At 26.0% G+C, this 18,550-nt stretch carries 18 protein-coding genes and 2 pseudogenes; 11 read left to right on the top strand and 9 right to left on the bottom strand.

Annotation, left to right across the window (positions count from 1 at the left end):
• On the bottom strand, positions 1 to 296 hold a 296-nt coding region (locus T380_RS03905; RefSeq protein ID WP_036436885.1), incomplete at its 3' end, for a hypothetical protein.
• A gap of 122 nt (positions 297 to 418) precedes the next feature.
• Entirely contained in the window at positions 419 to 1,567 is a 1,149-nt protein-coding gene (locus tag T380_RS0101995; protein WP_084259828.1) for a substrate-binding domain-containing protein, read from the bottom strand.
• 280 nt (positions 1,568 to 1,847) lie between these two features.
• On the opposite strand from T380_RS0101995, the gene T380_RS0102000 reads away from it, so the two are divergent.
• Positions 1,848 to 2,162: a thioredoxin family protein gene (locus T380_RS0102000; protein ID WP_245594772.1), complete on the top strand. Its 315-nt coding sequence runs from the start codon at positions 1,848 to 1,850 to the stop codon at positions 2,160 to 2,162.
• 18 nt (positions 2,163 to 2,180) lie between these two features.
• Here T380_RS0102000 and T380_RS0102005 read toward each other — a convergent pair whose 3' ends face one another.
• From T380_RS0102005 to T380_RS0102020, 5 genes and pseudogenes are all read right to left on the bottom strand, one after another.
• Positions 2,181 to 2,591, bottom strand: a complete 411-nt coding sequence (locus T380_RS0102005; protein ID WP_027334255.1) for a hypothetical protein — start codon at positions 2,589 to 2,591, stop codon at positions 2,181 to 2,183.
• A 3-nt stretch (positions 2,592 to 2,594) separates the two neighbouring features.
• On the bottom strand, positions 2,595 to 5,267 hold the full coding sequence (lon, locus tag T380_RS03910) for an endopeptidase La (RefSeq protein WP_051599960.1): 2,673 nt from the start codon (positions 5,265 to 5,267) through the stop codon (positions 2,595 to 2,597).
• A 639-nt stretch (positions 5,268 to 5,906) separates the two neighbouring features.
• Positions 5,907 to 6,552: pseudogene (locus T380_RS04510) on the bottom strand (class I tRNA ligase family protein); the annotation flags it as partial.
• Positions 6,529 to 7,617, bottom strand: a pseudogene (locus T380_RS04515) (class I tRNA ligase family protein); the annotation flags it as partial. The pseudogenes T380_RS04515 and T380_RS04510, both read right to left, overlap by 24 nt.
• Positions 7,618 to 7,712: 95 nt before the next feature.
• On the bottom strand, positions 7,713 to 8,384 hold the full coding sequence (locus T380_RS0102020) for an MPN527 family putative ECF transporter permease subunit (protein WP_027334257.1): 672 nt from the start codon (positions 8,382 to 8,384) through the stop codon (positions 7,713 to 7,715).
• Positions 8,385 to 8,455: 71 nt separating this feature from the next.
• Here T380_RS0102020 and T380_RS0102025 point away from each other — a divergent pair, with 71 nt between their 5' ends.
• Genes T380_RS0102025 through hpt form a run of 9 tightly spaced genes read left to right on the top strand, consistent with a single transcriptional unit; the run spans position 8,456 to position 15,774 of the window.
• A complete protein-coding gene (locus T380_RS0102025; protein WP_027334258.1) occupies positions 8,456 to 8,893 on the top strand; it encodes a hypothetical protein in 438 nt (145 codons plus the stop codon).
• Positions 8,894 to 8,912: 19 nt separating this feature from the next.
• A complete protein-coding gene (locus T380_RS0102030) occupies positions 8,913 to 9,746 on the top strand; it encodes an FAD synthase (protein ID WP_027334259.1) in 834 nt (277 codons plus the stop codon).
• A complete protein-coding gene (alaS, locus tag T380_RS0102035; RefSeq protein WP_084259830.1) occupies positions 9,739 to 12,366 on the top strand; it encodes an alanine--tRNA ligase in 2,628 nt (875 codons plus the stop codon). The genes T380_RS0102030 and alaS overlap by 8 nt, the downstream gene beginning before the upstream one ends.
• Entirely contained in the window at positions 12,359 to 12,769 is a 411-nt protein-coding gene (gene ruvX, locus T380_RS0102040) for a Holliday junction resolvase RuvX (protein ID WP_027334261.1), read from the top strand. Before alaS ends, ruvX begins: the two co-directional genes overlap by 8 nt.
• Before the next feature lies 1 nt (position 12,770).
• Positions 12,771 to 13,415 (top strand): BC85_0335 family putative methyltransferase, encoded by a 645-nt coding sequence (locus tag T380_RS0102045; protein ID WP_027334262.1) that lies wholly within the window; start codon positions 12,771 to 12,773, stop codon positions 13,413 to 13,415.
• 22 nt (positions 13,416 to 13,437) lie between these two features.
• Positions 13,438 to 13,911 (top strand): transcription elongation factor GreA, encoded by a 474-nt coding sequence (gene greA, locus T380_RS0102050; protein WP_027334263.1) that lies wholly within the window; start codon positions 13,438 to 13,440, stop codon positions 13,909 to 13,911.
• Positions 13,911 to 14,570, top strand: a complete 660-nt coding sequence (locus T380_RS0102055; protein ID WP_027334264.1) for a deoxynucleoside kinase — start codon at positions 13,911 to 13,913, stop codon at positions 14,568 to 14,570. The genes greA and T380_RS0102055 overlap by 1 nt, the downstream gene beginning before the upstream one ends.
• Positions 14,570 to 15,250, top strand: coding sequence for a deoxynucleoside kinase (locus tag T380_RS0102060; protein WP_027334265.1), 681 nt, complete (start codon positions 14,570 to 14,572; stop codon positions 15,248 to 15,250). The genes T380_RS0102055 and T380_RS0102060 overlap by 1 nt, the downstream gene beginning before the upstream one ends.
• Positions 15,232 to 15,774, top strand: coding sequence for a hypoxanthine phosphoribosyltransferase (hpt, locus tag T380_RS0102065; RefSeq protein WP_027334266.1), 543 nt, complete (start codon positions 15,232 to 15,234; stop codon positions 15,772 to 15,774). Before T380_RS0102060 ends, hpt begins: the two co-directional genes overlap by 19 nt.
• Before the next feature lie 24 nt (positions 15,775 to 15,798).
• On the opposite strand, the gene rpmB is transcribed toward hpt, so the two are convergent.
• Positions 15,799 to 15,990, bottom strand: a complete 192-nt coding sequence (rpmB, locus tag T380_RS0102070; RefSeq protein ID WP_027334267.1) for a 50S ribosomal protein L28 — start codon at positions 15,988 to 15,990, stop codon at positions 15,799 to 15,801.
• An 85-nt stretch (positions 15,991 to 16,075) separates the two neighbouring features.
• Positions 16,076 to 17,053 carry an SPFH domain-containing protein gene (locus tag T380_RS03915; RefSeq protein WP_036436888.1) on the bottom strand — a complete coding sequence of 326 codons (978 nt, stop codon included), beginning with the start codon at positions 17,051 to 17,053 and terminating at the stop codon, positions 16,076 to 16,078.
• Positions 17,054 to 17,169: 116 nt separating this feature from the next.
• On the opposite strand from T380_RS03915, the gene T380_RS0102080 reads away from it, so the two are divergent.
• Positions 17,170 to 18,522: a BMP family lipoprotein gene (locus tag T380_RS0102080; protein WP_027334268.1), complete on the top strand. Its 1,353-nt coding sequence runs from the start codon at positions 17,170 to 17,172 to the stop codon at positions 18,520 to 18,522.
• Positions 18,523 to 18,550: the final 28 nt, after the last annotated feature.

The following is an 18,550-nucleotide window of genomic DNA, read 5'->3' on the forward strand; positions in this document are numbered from 1 at the left end:
TGTAATTCTTTTTCAGTAATAGAAACTAAATTATTAAACCCATTAATATTAATTTGTTTTTTAACATCAACCCCTTTATAACTAAATTTTAAATAACATTTCTTTGCACCACTTAAATCATCATCAATAATTGGTTTAACTTGTTCAGGATCAAAGGCAACATTTACATTAGGAAGTAATGTTGCAAAATTAATATTTGTATCACTAGTTAAATCATTTATAGATAAATAATTAACATCTTTTGGTAATTTGGTAGCTGATTTTGTTTGGTAAGAATTATTTAATTTTAACAGCATGTCATTTAATTCTTTTTCATAAACATCATCTTGTTTTAAAAAGTTGTTTATTATAAATGGTGTTTTGATTAAAGTGCAAAATTAATAAAATAAAAACCCAATTTTGGGTTTTTATTTTACTTTTATTTACCTACATATTTTTCAATAACTTTAAGGTTTCCTTTAGTTATAACGATTGGTTTTAAAAGAATTGTTTTAATAATTTTTGTTTTGTCTGTCTTGCCTGATCCCGTCTTAGCTATATAGTTTTTGTCATCAATTTTATATTCAAAACCTAATTTTGCTGCGTCAAGAGCTTTTTTCATTTCTTCAACACTTAAATCTTTTGCATTTGTAAAACTGTTGCCATTTTTCTTATAAATTGCATCAAACATTACCGCTGCCACTTTAGTAGTATAGTCATCTGGTTTGTAAATAGTCATAAATTGACGACCTTCTTTAATATGGTCATAAGCTACTTTATTTGCATCTAGTCCTGTTACCACGTAGTTTGTAATATTCTTACCTTTTAATGCCTCTATAATAACGTTTGCCATTTCATCATTAGGGCAAAGTACTCCAATAATTTCATCTGCCTTAACATGCTTGTTGTCAATTATATCCCCAAGTAATGCATCAATCTTTTCTTTACCCTTACCATAATCTCAAGATAAAGTGCCGGCTAAATCGAATCCATCAACCTTGCCTCTTTGAGATGATTCTAATTCTCTGGCGTTAGTCAAATTAGGATCTATCGCTTCAGCCTTTCTTATTAAATCAAGTGCTGGATTGTAGAATAATCTTGCATTATTATCTTTTGGGTCACCCCCTACTGTGGCATAAATTTTTCTTGAACTTAATTTATGTTCTTTAACTCATGCAAGCATTGTATTTTCATCATCGAAAATATTATCCTTATTTTCACCAGGTTCTTGATAATTATAAATTTTTGAAAGGAATGATAATCCTTGTAATCTTCCCACTTCTTCGCTATCAAACGTTACATATCAATTGTAGTTATCTGAAATAGAATGAATTAACTTATCATATGCGATAACAGGTATTCCATTATTTTCATTAGCATGACGAATTGGTTCGCTAGCAGCATCATCTGTAGGTGCTAGTAATAATGCATCAATTTTAGAGTTATCTATTTGACTCATAATCCATGCATTCATATCGGTTTGAGCTTTTTTCTGTTCCGCTAAAACTTCAAACCCTTTAGCTTTTAAATTTTCTATAGCTGAATTTTTAGCTTTAACTCATCTTGGGTTTTCAGGGTCGGTCATCATAACACCTATCGTTTTACTGGTGCTTTTTACTTCTTCCGTTCCTCCACAAGAAGTTGTTGTAGCTAATTATAGTGCGGCAATTCCACCAAAAACACTCATTAGTATTTTCTTGTTTTTTGTCATTTTCTCTCCTTTTGTTTGTATATAATTTAATTATATTTTTATATATACCAAATATGTCAAAAAAAACGAACATTGTGGAATTTTTACCACATATAAAATTGTAAATATTATATCTAACTATATATGGTAAACTATATTAGAATAATAAAAAGGAGTAATGAGTGTTATGTTAATAAATACAACAAAAGAAAATATTAAAAATGGATTAGATAGTGGAATAAAAATTTTAAATTTTCATGCATCATGATGCCCTCCATGTAAAATGCTAAAACCTGTTTTAGAAGAATTAGTGGAAAAACAAAATATTGATATTTATAGAATCGATGTAGATGAAGATCGAGACTTTGCAAAAGAAAAACAAATTACATCTATACCAGTAACTTTTATTTATAAAGATGGTAAAGAGGTTACTAAATTATTAGGTTATATGTCATATGAAAATCTTTTAAATGAAATAAATAAAATAAAATAAAACCAAAATGGTTTTATTTTATTTTTCAATAATAATATCAAGTAAATCATAATTAGTAATTTTTAAATGAAGCATTAGTATTTTTGAAATAAGATAGAAAAATTCTTTTCTTAATAATTTGACATGTAAATTATAAATACTTATAAGTATATTTAGTTCATTAACCAAGTTTTCATTTTTTGTGTTTTTTCACTTATTAGTTGTAAAATATTCGCGATAATTATAAATACTTAACTCTTGATTTATTTTGTTCATAACTAATGATATGTTTTCTAATGACCATTTTATTAGGTTGACTTCATATTTAATTTGTTTCTTTTTTAATATGTATACAAATAAAGGAATTATAAAAACAAAACTAATATAAAAAACAATTAATAATGAGCGATATAAGATTATATTACTTGTTGAAAAGCATTTATTATTCATGATTTATTTTTTAGTGCCAAAGAGATCATTAAATATTTCTTTGTAATCGCTAACGGGCTTATATGTTATTGCCGCAAATACCTCTTTTGGTATTTCTTCGAGATGTTTTTTATTAGCGATAGGAATAAATACTTTTGTAATACCTTTTTGATAAGCTGCAAATGATTTTTCTTTTAATCCCCCAATTTCTAATATTTTACCTCTAAGAGTGATTTCGCCTGTCATACCAATATTTGTAGGTACTTCTTTTTTAGCCAATGCTGAAATAATGGCGGTTGTAAATGTAACTCCAGCGCTAGGGCCATCTTTAGGTGTTGCTCCTTCGGGTACGTGAATGTGAATTGTATTTTCTTCAAAATTAAAATCTATACCAAATTGTTGCGCATTCGCCCTAACATATGTTGCGGCAATTTGTGCGGATTCTTGCATAACATCTTTAAGTTGTCCAGTCAGTTTTAATTCTCCTTTTCCTGGATATGTAGTAACCTCAATTTCTAATGTGCTACCACCATACGATGTATATGCTAAACCATTAACTGCCCCAATTCTAGGTTTTTTTTCATTTTCTTCTTCATCAATTTTTTTAACACCTAATAATTGAGTAATTTGTTTTTCATCAAGTTCTATTGTTTTAACATTGTCTTTTTTCTTTTTAAGATTTAAAACAGTTATTTTTCTAACTATTTTATCTAGTTGTCTATAAAGCCCTCTTACACCAGATTCTAATGTGTAGTGCTTAATTATATATTTTAGCATTTCATCACTAATTGAAAATAAGTTATTGTCTGCAAAGTTTTGTTTTAAAACACGTTCAATAATATATTCTCTAGCGATTTTTATTTTTTCGCTAACAGTATAACTATTAAGTTCAATAATTTCAACACGATCTATAAGTGCGGGTGGGATATTTTCATAATAATTGGCTGTAGCTACAAACATGACTTCTGATAAATCATATTCTAATTCAATATAATTATCTTGAAAATGAGAATTTTGTTCAGGATCTAATACTTCAAGAAGGGCACTTGTAGGATCTCCTCTACGATCATTAGACATTTTATCTATTTCATCTAAAAGAATAACGGGATTGGATACGCCAGCTTTATTTATTGCTTGAATTATTTTACCAGGCATTGCTCCCACATATGTTCTTCTGTGACCACGAATTTCTGCTTCATCATGAACACCACCAAGAGATATTTTGATCATTTTTCTACCTAAAGCATTAGCGATAGATTTAGCTAAAGAAGTTTTACCGGTTCCTGGCGGTCCTACAAGTGTTAAAATTGGTGAATAATTTTCGGTATTTTTACTTGTGTCTACATCTTTAAAAAGTTCGAAATTTATTTCCTCTTTATCATTAATTTTTATATTTTCTGATTTTTTTGTTTCTTTAAAAAATTCGTTACGTCTAATTGCTATTGCGATATATTCTATTATACGTTTTTTAACTTCTTCAAGACCATAGTGGTTTTTATCGAGTACTTTTTTGGCATTTGAAATTGATGTATTAAAAATAGATGTTTTTCTTCAAGGTAAATTTTTTAAGTTATCAATGTATGTTTTAGTCAAGTCTGCATTAGGACTAGATGGCATCATATTGCGTAATTTTTCTTTTTCCTCATTAATTACTTTTAATACATTTTCTGGATATCTTTTGTTCTCGTTTTTGATTTCATCTTTATCACTAATTCCATTACTTTCATCATTATTATCGTCTATTAAGTCTTTTATAATCCTCATTTTCTCACGAAGAATAAAGTCTTTTTGTTGTTTATCTAAATCATTTTTTAATTTAGTTTCGATTTGTTTATCTAATTCTAAAGATAAATTATCATCATTTTTATCTAAGAAAATTTTGTAGTAAATGACAAAAAAATCTACAGCATGAGTTGTTAATTTGTTTGCATTTTTGTACTGTTTTTCAAGAATTTTCAATGATTTTGAAGGAGTTTTGTTCAAAAGCATATATTCTATTGCTGATATTATTCCATTCTTGTAACAAACAATTTGCTTTTCTTCATTTATTCTAATTAATGCAGTATATAAACCTTTAGCATTTTTATAATTATCATAAAAAATAGATTTTGGATTTTTTTCGGCATGAATAAGAAGCTCTTTGAATATACGAATAATTGCTTCCTTTTTTTGTTCATAGTCATCTTCATCATTATCGTTTCTAAATGCTTCAAGTGGTTCGCTTATAGTTGCCTCAATATTTTTTATATAAGGAATTTTATATTTATTAATCATTTCAGTATGTAATTTATCTATTGTGACTATATCTGTTGCAATATACTGAACAATAAGTCCTCCAGTTTTAGTGTGTGAAAAACTTAATATTTCGCATAAATATCCATAATCTCGTATTTGTTTCTTATCTATTAGAATTTCGGCGCCTTTTTTATTACTTGTATTTTTTGAAAAATATAATATCATTTTTGGCTTTAAATCATTATTTTCTTTTTCATCGTTAGCAATATTGCATGCTTCTAGTACTTGATTAACAGGTATTTCATCATCTATTCTAAGGCTAGAAAAAACACCAAATACAGCATCATCATAATTAATTGATGGTAGTATTACTTTTTTTGTATCTTCGCTTTCTCTTTCTACAAAATTTCTTGTACTTATGTATTGTATATTTTCTAAAAAGCTTTCTTTTTTATCACTCATTTTTCTCCTTTTAATCTTTAATCACAAAATTTATTAATTTGTTTTTTATAAAAATTTCTTTTATTATTTTTTTATTTTCTAGTCATTTTGAAACTATTTTTTTAGCACTTTCAATTATAAAATCTTTATCAACATTTTTATCTAATTGAATTTCTCCCCTAACTTTTCCGTTTATTGTTATCGCATATTTAACATAATCTAATACTAAGGCATTTTTATCAACTACTAGATGTTTTAAGTTTGATGATAAAAATAATTCTTGCGATAATTCATTTGCTATATGTGGTATAAATGGTTCCAAAACATTAAGTATTATATAATAAGCTTCTGTTCATATTTCATAGTTTTCAGTATTACCCAAATCATTTAATATTTCCATTGTAAGAGCAATTATTGTATTGAAACTATAAGTGGTATTATCATCCATGAATGTTGAATAATATTTTTCAAGTAATTTATTTATTTTAAATCTTATTTCTTTTTCAATATTTGTTTTAGCTATAGGGAAAATTTGTTTATCTACTTTTATTATATTATTACGGTTTGTAATAAGTTTTTTAATAAATTTAAATGAACCTTCAACTCCTGCGCTAGATCATTCCAAATCATTTTCTGGTGGTGCTGCAAAAAGTATAAATAATCTTGCTGTATCAGCTCCATATTTGTTTATTAATTCGCTAGGATCTATAACATTCCCTTTTGATTTGGACATTTTAGCGCCATCTTTTAATACCATTCCTTGTGTGAGTAATTTATTAAATGGTTCATTAAATTTGATTATTTTCATTTTCTTAAGTATTTTTGTAAAAAAACGTGCATATAGTAAGTGCAAAATAGCGTGTTCAATCCCTCCTATGTATTGATCAACACTATTGAAATAATCTAGTTCTTTAGTAAAAATATTATCAATTCTATCTTTTTTAGTGGTGGTAAATCTTAAGAAATATCATGATGATTCCATAAAAGTATCAAGTGTATCTGTTTCTCTTTTTGCACAATTGTCACATTTTGGACATTTTGTATTTATTCAATTTTTATTTTGTGTAAGTGCATCTCTTGATGAATTTAAAACTTTTATTTCTGGTAATTTAACTGGTAAATTTTCTATTTTTTCTGGAACTATTCCACATTTATCGCAATGAATTAATGGTATTGGTGTCCCCCAAAATCTTTGACGACTAATTCCTCAATCTTTTAGTTTGAAATGAGTATCATTTTTTATTATTTTTTTATTTAAAAGATCATTAATATTTAATTCAATATCTTTATTCTTTTTAATATTTAATTTGTTTGCTATTTGCATGTCGCGATCTAAATTATTGTCGGAATATAATCCAAATACAATATCATTTTTGAATTTTATATGAGCATAATTTGTAACGACAATTTTTAAATTTTTATTAGTATTAAAAGGATTAACTGCTTCGATAGGTAATTCATAAAAGTCTATATCTTTTAATGATAAATCATTTGATAATAATTTTATTTTTTCAACTTTATTAATATCTATACTATTAGAATTTAATAATTCTTTAACAATTGGATGATCGTAAGATATATTAATAAAAGCTATATCATTAAAATCAATATTTTCTTCAATAAATATTGAAAATTTGCTGATTTTAGTCAATATTTGATTTTTTAAAATATTACAATTTACAGTATATCCGTTAGTTTTGCCAATCCAATTTTCTTGCATTTTAATAACTTGATCGGGTCAATTATTTTTTAGTAACTTTAAATCGTCCAAAAGTTCATTTTGAAAGTTTTTAATTTTAAAATAATATTGATCAAGTTCTTTTAAAACAATAGGTTCATCACAACGTCAACAATGATTATTTATAACTTGTTCATTCGCTAAAACAGTCTCATCTTTTTGACAGTAATTTAATGTGGCTTTTTTACGGTAAATTAATCCTTCATTATAAAACTTAATAAATAAATATTGTTCTCATTTTGTGTAATCATAATCACATGTCGCAAGTTCTCTTTCATATGCAAAACTAAATCCTAATTCTTGCAATTGTTCCCTCATGACATTTATGTTAGAACGAGTTCATGAACTTGGCTCACTTTTATTTTTAATCGCGGCATTTTCGGCGGGTAAGCCAAAAGCATCCCATCCTATTGGGTGTAAAACATTATAGTTTTCTTTGCGTCAAAATCTAGCTATAGCATCCGAAATCGCATAATTTCTAACATGCCCCATATGCAATCTTCCGCTTGGATAAGGAAACATTGAAAGAATATATTTTTTAGGTAAACTAAAATCTTTTAATGTTTCAAAACTTCTATTTCTTTTTCAATGTAATTGTCATTTACTCTCAATTTTTTTAAAATCATAATCCATGTTCCACCCCTGTTTTTTGCAATATTACAATTATATATACTATATTAATAAGATTTTAAATAAAAATAAAATGAGAAAATTTGCTATATTTTCTCCTAATTAAATAAATTGGGGGTTATAATCTTTGTCTTTTTAAATGTAATTTCTAATAAAAGACACCCTACTGAATTAGTACCAAATGATAGAAAGTTGAAAAAAATGTACAAAATAAACATACCAAATCAATAGTTGTTTATTCCAAAAGTTAGACTATTAAATTTTGAATCTGTCCATTTTTTTACAAGTTCATGAAAACAGGGAGTATCTATTGCTTTAAAAATATATAAATATAAAGGTACAAAAAGTAATGAATTAAGTATGAACATTAAAAATGAACAAATCACTATGCATATTAAGTAAATTATTATTTGTTTTGTTAAGTAATTAAGTTTATTTTTTTTAAGAATAAACATGAATAAATATAAAAATAATATAAAGAATAATGTTGTGCAAAAAAGAATAAAATGTCCCAAAATTGAAGCTAACTCATAACCTAACTGCGAGTAACTCGGACCTATTGCAAAACGTATAAATAGTAAGTATATAGCTCCTTGCTTAGAAATATAAAGAAAACTAATTATTATAAAAATAGAAGATAGATCTAATTTTAAAAATCCTACTATTGAAATAAAATTAGCTAGATAGTTAAATAAAATAACAAGTGATAACATAATACCAAGATATGCAACCTTAATTACTACTGAATTGTACCTATTATTAGTATCCATGTATATCATTATAATTTAAATAAAGAAAAAGATAGGAAAAATTGGGTATTTCATATTGCTAATATAATGATATGGATATAAAAAATTTAACAACACTCACACCAATTAAGTTAAACAAAACTTTCAAAAACGATTATAACATTAAAAATTTTATGGAAACAATATTTATCATTACTCAAGATAATCATTATTACTATTATTGTCTAGCGATTGAATCAAGTAAAAAGATACAATTAGCAAATGGGATATGGATAGAAAAAGAAAATGGCATGGACCAAAATGAAGAACAAAAAAATTTTAGATGTTATTATTTTATGAATTTAGATTCAATTTATAGAATAAGCAAGAATGAATTAGAAAAATATGTATTGCGAAAAAGTGATACAATAATTAATTGAGAAACACAATTAGATATTGTTGTAAAAATTGATGACTTAGTAAATTCTAAAAATAAAATACATATTGTTGTAGTAGATAATGTTAGAAAAAACATCTTAACTATTAACTAATTTATTATAATTTACCTTGATGGATGTTTACAAATTTGGTAGTGATTATGAATTTAAAGACCCAGTATTTATACTGGGTTCTTTTGAATCTTTACATATTGGCCATTACGAACTAATAACTCTTGCCAAAAAATTAGATAAAGACATAGTAATGATGATTTTCTCGGAGCCTAGTTTTATGCCTAATAAAATAAATGGGAAATTTATGCAATTAGAAATACGGCTTCAACAATTAGCTGATTTAGGTATAGATAATGTAATTGTTGTTGATTTTGAAAAAGTAAGAAATATGAAAGGGCAAGATTTTTTAGACAAGCTTTTTAAAAAAATAAAACCAATTATTGTTTGTGGGGAAGATTTTAAATTTGGAAGTGATCTATTAGGTATTGAATATTTAAAAAGTAAGTATAAAACTTATGTTTGCCCAATACTTTATATAAAAAATCATAAAATTTCTACATCAATAATAAAAGAGCAAATACCATTAGGATATGTTGAATTTGCGAACCAGTTATTAATAAATGATTATGCAATAAAGGTTACACTAGAAAGTGAATATAAATTTGTTTGACCAGATATTTCAAGGTTACATACAGGAATATACGCATCAACAATAGAAATGAATAATTATTTATATTATTGTGTTTTACATGTAAATATGAATAATGAACAACAAATTAAATTTATTGATTTTGTTCCAAAAGAACATATGATTATTAATCAGGAATATATTATTAATATTATTAAAGAAATTAGGTTAATCTCAAATCAAAGATTAGATAATATAACGCAGGAAGATTTAGAAAATACAAAAAGATATTTTATAGATAAAACAAAGGAGAAAAATGATTAATTCAAAGCAAATTAGAAATATGTGGTTAGATTTTTTTAAGTCAAAAGACCATATGGTATTGGAAACAAAAAGTTTAATACCTGTTAATGATGATTCTTTATTATGGATAAATTCTGGGGTGGCAACATTAAAAGATTATTTTTCTGGTAAAAAGAAACCTCCATATTTAAGACTAACAAACTCTCAAAAAGCAATTAGAACTAACGATATTGAAAATGTTGGTGTTACAACAAGACATCATACATTTTTTGAGATGCTTGGGAATTTCTCTATAGGTGATTATTTTAAAAAAGAAGCAATATCATGAGCTGTGGAATTTGTATTTGATTATTTAAAATTAGAAAAAGATAAAATCTATATTACATATTTTAAAGATGATAAAGAAACATATGAACTTTGAGTAAAAAATGGAATAGATGCAAACCATATGATTGCCGGTGACAAAAAAACGAATTTTTGAGAACATGGTCTAGGACCATGTGGTCCAAATACTGAAATATTTTATGATCGCGGTGAAAAGTTTGATAATAGAGGAATTGAATTAATAAGTCAAGATATCGATAATGATCGTTATATTGAAATTTGAAATATTGTTTTTTCCACTTTTAATCATTTAGGTGATGGTAAATACACTGAACTTAAACAAAAAAATATTGATACAGGAGCCGGACTTGAACGTATTACTTCAATACTTCAAGACACCCCAACAAACTATGATACGGATTTATTTATTCCTATTATTAAACACATTGAAAAATTTACACCATATAAATACGATGTAAATAATTATTTTAAAAAAGATAAAAAACAAGCCATTATTAATACTTCATTTAAAATTATTGCCGACCATATGAGGACAGTTGTAAATGCAATTGGAGATGGAGCTAATGTAAGTAATATTGGTAGAGGTTATATTATAAGGCGTCTTATTAGAAGAAGTTATTATCAATCATTTATTTTAAAAATAAAAGAAAAATCATTTTTACATAATCTTGTTAAGACAATAAAAGATACTTTACCATTCGATTATGATGTTAATACTGTGGAAGAAATTATAAAAGAAGAAGAATTGTTGTTTGCTCAAACAATTGAAAAAGGTAGAAAATTACTCCTTGATTTAATTAATTCCAAAAAAAATATTGATGAAAAAAGCATTTTTAAATTATATGAAACATATGGTTTCCCCTTTGAATTAACTATTGAAATATTAAAAGACTACAACATTGAAATAGATCTTAAAAAAATAGAATTAGAAAAAGAAAAGCACTCTATAAAGTCGCGAAATAAACAAGTTAGCGGGATGAATAAAGCAATTAATTCATTGGCATTGATTAATAAACAAATTTCAGATTTTATTGGTTATGAAGAATTAAAATCAAAATCAAAAATTATTTTTATGGCTGATGCAGAAAATGAAATTTCAAAATCGAATACTGAGTGTTTATTAGTGCTAGATAAAACCCCGTTTTATGCTACATGTGGTGGTCAAAATCATGACGTTGGTTATATGTTGCAAAATAATAATAAAATTAAAATTTTAGATGTTTTCAAAGATAAAAACAATAACCATATTCATATAGTTTCTGGTGTTGTTAATAAAAATGAACTTGTAGAGTGTTTTGTTGAAGAAAATACACGTTATGGCATGATGAGGAATCACTCTGCTACCCATATTGTTTTCTCTATTATGAGAAGACAACTTGGTAATTATATTAAGCAATTAGGTAGTGATATTACAGAGGAAAGATTTACATTTGATTTTCCTTGTGACCATAAATTAACAAAAACAGAAATAAATAATATTGAAAAAGAATTCAAGGAAATTATTGAAAAAAATATAAAACGTGATTATCATATAATTACCCTTGATGAAGCAAAAAAACAAAATGTTTATATGACCCTTGAAGAAATGGAATACATGAACCCTAGTGCTGTGAGAATGGTTGATTTTAAAGAAGTAACCAAGGATTTATGTGGCGGCACTCACGTTCCAAATACTAAATTTATTGAGGATTTTAAAATTATTTCTGTAGACAAAAAACAAGCAGGAATATATAGGCTAAGAGCAATTACGAGTAATAAACTAGTTAATAAATATTATGACGAAGAAATAAAAAGAATTAAAGATGAGATAGATATTTTAAGTAACAAAATTAAATTATTGGATTCAAATTTTAAATTAAAAAATGTTCATAAACAAAATAAAAAAGAATTGTATGAGTTTTTAGGAAATTACTTAGTTGAGATAAAAAATTATTTAGAATCATTAACTAAACAAGAGTTAAAAAAACAAGAAAACATAAAGTTGGATTTTAATAAAATTACTATTTTTGGCAAGGATATTATTTATAACTTTAATGTTCCAAATCAAGTAATAAATGTGCAAGCAGCCACACAAAGAGAAGCAAATAAAAATAGTATTGTTATTCTTGGTTCTAAGCAAACAACTGGTACGATATTGTGTGTAAGTTCATACATAATAGATTCAAATAAATTGTTACAAAATATTTTTTCATTAACAAATGGAAAAGGTGGTGGAAATAAGATTTTTGCCATAGGAAAATTAAATAATGATTTTAATCTTTTACAAGATATTGAAAGTGCATTAAAAAATGCGTAAATTAGCTATAGATTTGGGTACTGTTACTTGTGGTCTAGCCATAAGCGATCCTCTAAATATGTTTGCAATAGGCTTAGATGTTCTAAGATATCAGGAGTGTGATTTTAATTATTTATTAGAAGAAATTAGTAGATATGTTGTTGAATATAACGTTGATACCATCATTTTAGGATACCCATTACGAATGACAAATACAAAATCTGATACAACAATATATGTAGAAAATTTTTATGAACTTTTAAAACTAAAATTCGATTTAAAAATAATTTTAGAAGATGAAAGAGAAACAACTAAGGAAGCTCTTTCTATTTTGAAAAAAGGTAATTTGGCACGCAAGAAGCAAAAAAAATATAAAGATTCTCTAGCTGCTCAAATTATTTTAGAAAGATATTTAGGGGTTTAAAATGTCAAAAACAGATTATTATTTAATGATTTCAATGTTTGTAGCTATAGGTATTTCATTTGTTAGTTTTATCGTTTCTCTTATTCTTATAAAAATTACAAAGGATAAATATAAAAATAAAATTGTAAACCAAGCTATTAGAAAAAATGCTGGCGATGTAAATGAAGATGTAAAAAACGCACTAAACATAAATTTAGAGAATAACCTTGTTGATTTTTTAATAAATAATGCATTTATTAATCAATACGAAAACGTATTAATTTATGGTAAAAATGCTGAATATTTCGGTTTTGTTATAAAAAATCAAATAAAGTGAACAAAGATTTACCATACTGATATTGAACAATCTAATATAAATAAAATTAATGAACTAGGCTACACCTATGAGTATAAGATTGCAAATGAGAATGATTTATTTGATTATGTTTTAATAATGGATGATAGAAATATAGAATCAAATATTAAAAATATTTATAAGAAATTAAACGAAAACGGAATGATTGCTATTTATGTGCGTAATTTGAATAATTTTTCAAAATCTGTTGTCGCCACTTATTTAAAAAAAGAAAATTTAGTTTTTGAGTTTTCGCACAACAAAAAATTTATTTTGATAGTAAAAAATAATTCTGTAATATATAATAACTAATACTAATATAAAAGGAGAAATTATGAAAAATAAAAACCAAATACTTTTAACTGAGGATGGATATAAAAAATTAAAGGACGAATTAAAACATCTTGTTGATGTTGAGCGTCCAGAAGTAATCCAAGAAATTAAAGATGCTAGAGAATTAGGTGACCTTTCAGAAAACGCTGAATATGATTCTGCTCGTGAACGTCAAGGTAAAATTGAGGTAAGAATATCTGAGATAGAAAAACTTTTAACAAACGCCAAAATTATTGAAGCATTGCACTCTGATACTGTTAGTGTTGGTACGTTTGTTAAATTAAAAAGTGACACAGATGGTTCAATTAATACTTATCACATTGTAGGTGAAATAGATGCTGATCCTATTAATAATAAAATATCAAACGTTTCTCCTCTTGCACAATCTATACTTGGTCATAAAGTAGATGATGTAATTGAAGTAGATGCTCCTGAAAAATATAATGTAACTATATTAGAAATAGGACATAAGTAATGTTAATTGGAATTAGTGGAATGGTAAGTAGTGGTAAAAGTTCACTTACCAAACGTCTTGTTGATCATTTTAATAAGACGCAAGAAACATGAAAATTGGATGAATTTAGTGAAGATGATGAAGTTTTTAACACTTTTTTAAAATGATTATATGAAAAACAACCAAATTTAACTATAGGCTTTCAGTCATATGTTGTTGAAAACCATACAACCAAACTTAATGATTTATTAAAAAAATATGATGAAAAAAAATTAAATCCTAAAATGAATCATATTTTTTTAGACCGTTTTAGCATTGAACATTATATTTTTGCCCATGTAATTTTAAAAGAAAAAGGTGAGAAATATTTAAAGGGGTATGATGCGCTTTTTAAACATTTAATAACAAAGAAAGAAACACCATCTTTAGCTATTTATTTAGATATGAGTTTTGACACCTTTAAGAAAAGACTCTTTTCTAGAGGGAGAAAGGTGGAGATTGACAATTTTGAAATTAACAAAGATTATTTTCAAAATTTATACAATAATTACAAGTTGATATTTATGCAACAAGCTGAAAAATATAATTTAAATTATGTGGTTATCGATACTAATAATTTAACTGAAGAAGAGGTTTTTCAAAAATCATTACAAATTATTGAAAGAGAGATAAGTAAGTAATGGTTATAGGGATTAGTGGTAATATTGCTTCAGGAAAATCAACACTTTCTAAGGCATTACATAAGCATTACAAAAATTCAATTCTTATAGAAGAATTTAAAGATAATGATGTTGTTTTTAATACGTTTCTTAAATGGATATATGAACAAAAACCTAATATTGATATAGGTTTTCAAAGTTACATTGTTGAATCTTTAACTAATAATTTTAAAAAAATAAATAATGAATTTATGAAAACTAAAAATCATCTGAAAGATTTTATTATATTAGATCGTTTTGTATTGGAACATTATGTGTTTGCTGTTGCAACATTAGAAAAAAAAGAAAAAAAATATTTGCATGCTTTTAATGCTATGTTTGATGAGATTATGGATCCGGAAGTAAATCCGGATATTGCCATTTATTTAGATATGACATTTGATACTTTTAAAAAACATATTTTTAAAAGAAATAGGGATGTAGAAATTAATAATTGAGATTCTAATTATAATTATTTCAAGCGTTTACACGAACTTTATAAGGATGTATTTATAAAAGTTGTTAAAAAATATAACATACCTTACTATGTTATAGATGTTAACAATTTAACCGAAGAAGAAGTGATTAAAAAGGCAATAAATATTATTGATAATCATGATTTTACAAATTCGCAAAGGATAACATGGAAAAACATAAATTAATAAAAGAAATCTTATTTACAAGACAAGAACTCGAAGATAAAATAAAAATATTGGCTGATTGAGTAAATGATACTTATAAAAATTCAAATGAACTTATTATAGTAGGTATCATGAAAGGTGCAATGCCATTCATGATGCAACTTATAAAAGATGTAAAAATAGATTGTATATTGGATTTTTTAACAGTATCATCATATTATGGCGGAACAAAGTCAAGTGGTAATTCTAAAATAATTTTGGATATGGCACAAGATATAGAAGGTAAGGATGTTTTAGTAGTTGAAGAAATTATTGACTCTGGTATTTCATTAAAAAGAGTTCGTGATCTTTTATTATCGCGCAAACCTCGTTCATTTAAAATATTAACATTATTAGATAAACAAGCAAATAGAAAAGAAAATATATATCCGGATGCAACAGGTTTTGTGATACCTGATCACTTTGTTGTTGGATTTGGTTTAGATTATCAAGAAAAACTAAGAAATCTTCCTTATATTGGCATATTCGATAAAACAAAGATATAAAAAAATCTCGTAATTGAGATTTTTTTATACTAGTCCGTGTTTTTTTAATGTTTTAGCAGTTTTAGCAGTTACACGTAATGTAACTGGTTTTCCATTATCGTGTATTGTTATTTTTTGTAAATTAAGGTTAAATTTTCGTTTTGTAGCATTTAGAGCATGTGAACGATTGTTGCCGGTCATTGCTTTTTTTCCGGTAAGCATATCTTCTCTTGACATATGTTCCTTTCTATAATTTATTTTGAAATAAAAAATAAGTATTTCTATTATATATAAAAAATATAATTATTAATAATAATAGTTCCTATTTTTCATTGTCTATTCTATCTATAAATTCCTCTAAAGATTCTGAATTTTTATTGTTTATGCTTGACTTTTTGTTTTTTTGTGATTCATTAACTTTTTTAACAGATGATTTCATAACCTCAGTTACTGTACTCATCATTTTAGCAACTGATGATAGATCTGGTGGAATAATAATTTTTGTTGCGTTTCCGTTTGCTAACTTTGTTAGTGCTTCAATTGATAAATATTGTAGAATTTTATCATTTAATTTACTTTCTCCTAGTGATTGTAAATATGATAATTTGGCTTCACCATCAAGTACTATTGATTTATTTTCAGCTTCGGCGCGAAGAATTGTTGATTCTTTAATACCTTGAGCTCTAAGAATTTCTGCATCTTTTTCGGCATTAGCTTTTAAAATTTCTGCTCTTCTTTCTCTTTCTGCAGATAGTTGTTTGTTCATAGCTTCCGCAATGTTTTTAGGGATTGTTATTTCTTGTATTTCTACACGGACAATATCAATACCTCATGGCTCTGTAGCTTCATCTAAAATTGTTTTTAATTTTTCATTTACTTGATCTCTAGATACAAGACATTCATCGAGTTCTAATCCGCCCACAAGATTTCTTAAAGTTGTTGTAGTTAATCCATTAATAGCTTGTAATGGTTTATCAACTCCATAAGCAAATAATTTTGGATCAACTATTTTAAAATATATAATTGTATCTATTTCAACAATTGCATTATCTTTTGTGATAACTGATTGCGCATGAAAATCTTTTACTTGTTCTTTAAAATGGTTTTTAATAGTTATTTTGTCTAAACCATATAAAAGAAAATGGATCCCTCTTTTTCATGTCTTTTTGTATTTTCCTAGTCTTTCTATATTTCAAAAATACGACTCATTTACTATTTTAAATCCTGATAAAACTCAGATTAAAATTATAAGTAATATTACCGATAAAACTATTAATGTTATTGTTGCTCAAACTGGCATATATATCCTTTCAATTTAATATGTTAAATTATACCAACTTAATTTCTAAAATATTAGACTCATAATATATAATAAATATAGATATATTTCCATACAATATATCGAAAGGAAGAAAGATGACTAAATTTAAAAAAACAATGTTAGGTCTTCTAGGGGGGGTAGCTGGCATTAGTGTGCTTGCTACAACATCATGTGGACCTAAGTATACAGAAGAAGAATTAGCAGTTCAAGATAAAATAGGAAAAGTGTTCTTTGTTACTGATGGGGGTTCGATTTTTGATAAATCATTTAACCAACAAGGAAAAGAAGCTCTTGATATTATTACTAAAGGGACAGGTCTTAATGTTGTAAACTTGACAAATAGTCCCACTGAACATAGTGCTATAGAGGTTTCAAAAGGTTATAGAGTTGCAGAAAAAAAAGGTACTCAGTATATTTTGGCTCCTGGTTTTAATCATGTGGCCGCAATGAGTGATTATTTTAAGAATAACAAAAATACTAAAATGAAATTTATTTTAGTTGATGAAATTAATAATCCAATAGACTATGATGCGAAACCAAAACCTGCGCCATTTTGATCTGATGAAATATCTAAAAATAATGTTGCAGGTATTACATTTAACACAAATGAATCAGCATTTTTTGTAGGTGTGTATGCGGCTCAATATTTAGTGGAAATAGTAAAAGATGAAACACCTAATGTATCGTCTTGAGGTGGTGGTAACTTTCCTGGAGTTACAGACTTTATAACAGGTTTTATAAATGGTGTTAAATACTATAATGAAAAACTTTTACCAGAATACAAAAAAACAAACCCTAAAGCTAAAGCGGTTAAGTTTGTGTTAACAGGTAATAATGATAAACAATTTGCTTCTGGTTTTGCTCCTGAAGGGGGTACAGATTTAGCTAAAACTTTAATTCAAAATGGTGCTGATATAATAATGCCGGTTGCAGGTAGTCAAACTAAAAATCTTGTTGATGCATTAGCCTTAGAAAAAGATGAAGTAAAAAATAGAATAAAAATTATAGGTGTTGATACTGATCAAAAAATATTATTCTCAGAACACAGTGAGTTTTTCTTAACTTCAGTAGAAAAAAATCTTAAAGATGCTATTGTTAAAGTATATATAAAAATTAGAAAAGACGATATGAAATCATCACCTGATTTTAAATTAAGTGATAGCTTAGAAAAAATAAAATTAGAAAGTAACATTAAAGGTGTTGGCGAAACAACGATTGGTAATTTATCTAATGGTTTAGTTTCATTCTCTAGTCCATCTGAAAAATTGGCTGGTGGTAAATATAAAGAAGCAAATGATTTATATGAAAAAATAAAAAATGATGAAAATATCAAAAAATTTGCAACAGGTGAAGGTAATCCTGTTGGAGCATGAACTGGACAAACTAAAGATGAATGGTTCAAAAAAATAGAAGAATTAAATAAACAAGCAGACGAATTTAATAAATAATATTAAAAATGAAACAACACCACACATG

The organism is Mycoplasma elephantis ATCC 51980, assembly GCF_000687815.1.
Taxonomy (GTDB): domain Bacteria; phylum Bacillota_I; class Bacilli_A; order Mycoplasmatales; family Metamycoplasmataceae; genus Mycoplasma_H; species Mycoplasma_H elephantis.